5 protein-coding genes are annotated in these 3832 nt (G+C 56.1%); 2 read left to right on the top strand and 3 right to left on the bottom strand.

From position 1 onward, the window contains the following. The 3 genes from HOC_RS22015 to HOC_RS22020 all read right to left on the bottom strand — a co-directional run. A partial coding sequence (locus tag HOC_RS22015) for an AAA family ATPase (RefSeq protein ID WP_206741627.1) occupies positions 1–344 on the bottom strand: 344 nt, incomplete at its 3' end. 11 nt (positions 345–355) lie between these two features. Continuing rightward, complete coding sequence (locus HOC_RS20080) at positions 356–1465, bottom strand: metallophosphoesterase family protein (RefSeq protein WP_035542165.1); 1110 nt, start codon at positions 1463–1465, stop codon at positions 356–358. 338 nt (positions 1466–1803) lie between these two features. Beyond that, the gene (locus tag HOC_RS22020) at positions 1804–2148 is read right to left on the bottom strand and encodes a helix-turn-helix domain-containing protein (RefSeq protein WP_084146508.1); all 345 of its coding nucleotides are present in this window, start codon (positions 2146–2148) and stop codon (positions 1804–1806) included. A 137-nt stretch (positions 2149–2285) separates the two neighbouring features. Between HOC_RS22020 and HOC_RS20085 the strand changes: the two genes are divergently transcribed. Beyond that, positions 2286–2900, top strand: a complete 615-nt coding sequence (locus HOC_RS20085) for an RNA polymerase sigma factor (protein WP_162174914.1) — start codon at positions 2286–2288, stop codon at positions 2898–2900. A gap of 10 nt (positions 2901–2910) precedes the next feature. Further along, the coding region (locus HOC_RS20090; RefSeq protein WP_035542169.1) for a FecR family protein at positions 2911–3832 on the top strand (922 nt) is incomplete at its 3' end.

A 3832-nucleotide genomic window follows, 5' to 3' on the forward strand; every position in this document is an offset into this window, starting at 1 on the left:
TCTGGTGGATCACCCCTGTGGGGCAGGCCATGGGCAATAATTCTACTCGTAGCAATATCTGTTATTACTGCGCTCTTACCATTGTAGTATTTCTTGCTAATACGAAATAGACCTTGATCTGTTTCCACATCAACTTCGATTTGAGGGCTACCTCCGCTGTATGGTCGCAGCATCTGGACAGGCTTAGGAGTTCCGGAAAAGCGCTGGAAGAAGACAGCATGCAATGCGTCAAAGCTTGTCGATTTCCCAAACTCGTTTTCGGCGGAAAGCACGTTCACGCCATTGCCGATGTTCTCGATCGCGACGCCACGTCCGGCAAACTTTCTGACATTCCATAGTCGCAACGCCCTAAGTCTCACGATTCCTCCACCGAAAAAGTGTACAGTAGGGATAAAGCCGATGCGGACACACCGTGAGGATCTGGGTCTAAACCTGCTTCATGCATCAAGCGTTCTGCTGCCTGCCTTAAGGCTCCGGCTTGATCGATTGTGTCCAAGTCCGATATCTCATATTCGGTTTCAAGCGCCTCAGACCTCATCTCGAACGAAGCGAAGTCAGGTGCCACGTCACCGATTGCTTCTTCAAGGAGAAGGCGATCCCGAACCCGAATTCGACCCTCCGCCGCGACCTGAAGTAAGGTGCTGCGTCTTAATGAAATTTCGGGAAGGATCTCTTCAAGACGCTCGTCAATACTTTCGCCTGACAAAAACTGCATCGTCTTTTTTTGCCAGTTGAAGCTTCCAGTTTCCAAAGGCCGCACCGCCGGCATAGCTCGTGAGCCGTCAATTTCAACCAAGAGAGCTTTGCCCGGCATACTGTGTTTGAACCGGTCTGGCTCGGGAGTGCCCGAATACCAAGTTCGATCATTGATTGAGATCTGACCGTGCCAGTCTCCCAGAGCAAGATAGTCGAGGCCTGATTGCTGGGCGCGATCTGGAGCGATGATTTCCGAAGCGCCATCCTCTCCAAAGCTCTGTACTGCCCCATGCGCTAGTCCGATGCAGATGCTGTCGCTCTCAATATCGGCGTCGGACATCCATTCGGTAAGGTCGCGTCCAGGCCTGCGATTTAGACAAGGGGCCGGTAAGACGACCGTTGCAGGAGCAATCTCAATAGGTCTGTTTTCGAGGCCGAGCAGTACGTTTTGGGGGCGATCATTTGCAACCTGCCTCCAAAGCTCATCTGAAGAAAGTGAATCATGATTTCCTGGGATAATGATCCACTTGATTTCGCTGTCAGCAGACATGGCCTGCATCGCTTGACGTATTACCGAAGGGGATGGCGTCCCCGTATCGAAAACATCGCCAGCTATCAGGATGAAATCGGCTCCATGGGTGCGGGCGAGATTTGACATTATGGGGATGGATTGATGTCGCGCCTCAGTAAGTCGCCCTCGCAAACTCTCTGGAAACTGACCAAATCGTTTCCCAAGATGAAGATCTGCTGTGTGGATGAATCGAACCATACAAGCACCATACCAAACAACACATTTCTTGCACTTGGTAATTTCAATTTTAGGTAATGAGCTTCAAATTTTCAAAGTCTACTGCTGCGCCCTAAAACGACAGGCAACTCGTGGGGTAGCCGAAGCTTGTACGATCGCATTTTGGGGATATTCCAGCGAGAGTTGTTTTGTCTGCTCTGGGGGGATTTCCTGCGCCAATGTTTATCACTGGTTTCTGGGTTTAACAGGTATAGAAAAGCTATGTGAATGAGCCTCGGACATGAATGCTTGGAAAGCAGGGAGAATGGTGCGTAGGCCATATCGGCCATAGCCAACTGCTTCATAGCTGATTTGGCTAATCATCTTCTTGTTGAAATAAGTGCTTCAATCTGTATCCGCGCTATTCGCAGATGGTCCGTTGAGAGGGAACGAATGAGTTCGATCAGCTCATTCTCATCACGAATTCTGGAACGTGATTTGCGCCCTTTTGTCGGCCCTTCAACGAGATTGCTGATCGGAACATCCAGAGCTGCTGCGATGAGGATCAATGTATCAAGCGAAGGAAGTGCCTGTGCTCGCTCCAAATTGCTAAGGCTAGCGGAACTTCTATTGATGCGCTCCGCCAGAGCCTCTTGGGTAAGGCCCTTCGCTCGCCGGGCCGCTCTTATCGCGGCCGCAATTTGCTCCTTATGGGCGCTTTCCATGAGCCCAAGTTGGCTTTATGTGACCAACTGCACCACAAAGTAGACTTTAAGTTTTTGCTGGAATTACAAGCAAACATAAACTATACGTTGTAAATCTGAGAAAACTCAAAGTTTCCGTTGAATTGGAGCAAGGCATTTTGAGGAAAGTTGCTGAATACGGCAAGGACACAGCGGCTTTCGAGAATCGTACGCTGGATTTCTGCCTTCCGCACGGTGTTCGGTCGATCGCACTGACCCACCTCTACCACCTCCACCATCCCGAACTCCTCCGCTTCAGCCGATCCCGCATCGGCAATGCAGAAGACGCCGAAGACCTGGTCCAGGAAGCCTTCATCTCCGCCAGCCGCGCCTATTCCGACAAGCCCGTGGAAGAGCTGCGCCCGCTATTGTTCACGATCCTGCGCAACCTCACGCGCGACTATCTGAAATCGGGCTATGGAAGGAGCCGGCACATGACTGCCGAGATCAGCGAGATGGGTGACAGGCTGGCCTGCCACCGGACAGCGACCCCTGAACAGCAGGTGATGGATGCGCAATTGCTGGCGATCGCCCAGGCGGCGATCGATACCCTGAAGCCCCGCCAGCGGGAGGCCCTTGAACTCCACCGGCTGGAGGGCCTGACCCATGACCAGATCGCCAGGCGCCTCGCCGTGTCGCCAAGGACCGTCCGGAGTGATATAGCCGAGGCGCTGGCGGCCATTGCGAAATCCCTCTCGCAAGCGGGCGCCCCGCGTCCCGACAAGGCTGAGTGATACCCACGTGATGAACGACAACGACGAGGAGACGGGCCGGCTTGATGCCGCGGCGCGCTGGTATAGCGAACTGCAGGACCCGGATGTGGACCTGGAGACGTGGGACGCCTTCCGGGCCTGGGAGCGCGACCCTGACAATGCAGAAGCCTATCGCCAGATCGAAGCCAGCCTCGCGATCGTGGACCGGGGCCTGCGCGCGGGCAGGGGAGCGGCGTTACCAAAACCCGCCCGGCGGACAAGGCTCCGCACCGCAGCCTGGCTGACAGGCCTCGCGGCAGCACTTGCCCTCGCCACCACAGTCTTCGCACTCGCCAATGCCGGCGCCAGCCCGCCGCCCCTGACCTATGCCACTGCCGTGGGGGAGCAGCGCAGCGTCACGCTCGCGGACGGAACCGTGATCACGCTCAACACGGACACGGCGCTGGACGTGGCCTACTCTCCCCGCGAGCGCCATGTCACCCTCCAGCGCGGGCAGGCCCTGTTCGAGGTCGAAAAGGCCAAGGCACCTTTTATCGTCGCGGCAGGTACAAGCCGTACGCGCGCGCTCGGGACGCAATTCGACATCTATGCGCAGCCAGCCGGTGTGGCTGTGACCCTGCTGGAAGGCTCGGTCAGCGTTTCGACATCTCCGGAACAGAAGAGCCTGTTCGGTTTCGGCAAGGCAACACATCCCGCCGATCCGAAGGGCAGGGTGCTGGCGCCCGGGGACCGGCTCGAGATTGCCGGCGATGGCAGCCAGACCGTGTCCAGGGTCGAACCCGGCGCCGCGCTGCAATGGCGCAGCGGTAGTGTCCAGTTCGACGATGTGACACTGGCCGACGCGGTCACCGAACTGAACCGCTACTCAACCACCCAGATCAGGGTGCCTAATCCCGACCTCGCAGCCGAGCGCCTGAGCGGAACATTTCCAACAGGAGAACCAGAGGCATTCG

Origin of the sequence: Hyphomonas oceanitis SCH89, from assembly GCF_000685295.1 — a bacterium.
GTDB classification, from domain to species: domain Bacteria; phylum Pseudomonadota; class Alphaproteobacteria; order Caulobacterales; family Hyphomonadaceae; genus Hyphomonas; species Hyphomonas oceanitis.

Bases quoted from the DNA above. Each gene is read 5' to 3' on its own strand.
- HOC_RS20080 (WP_035542165.1), bottom strand. From the start codon at position 1,465: ATGGTTCGATTCATCCACACAGCAGATCTTCATCTTGGGAAACGATTT.
- HOC_RS22020 (WP_084146508.1), bottom strand. From the start codon at position 2,148: ATGGAAAGCGCCCATAAGGAGCAAATTGCGGCCGCGATAAGAGCGGCC.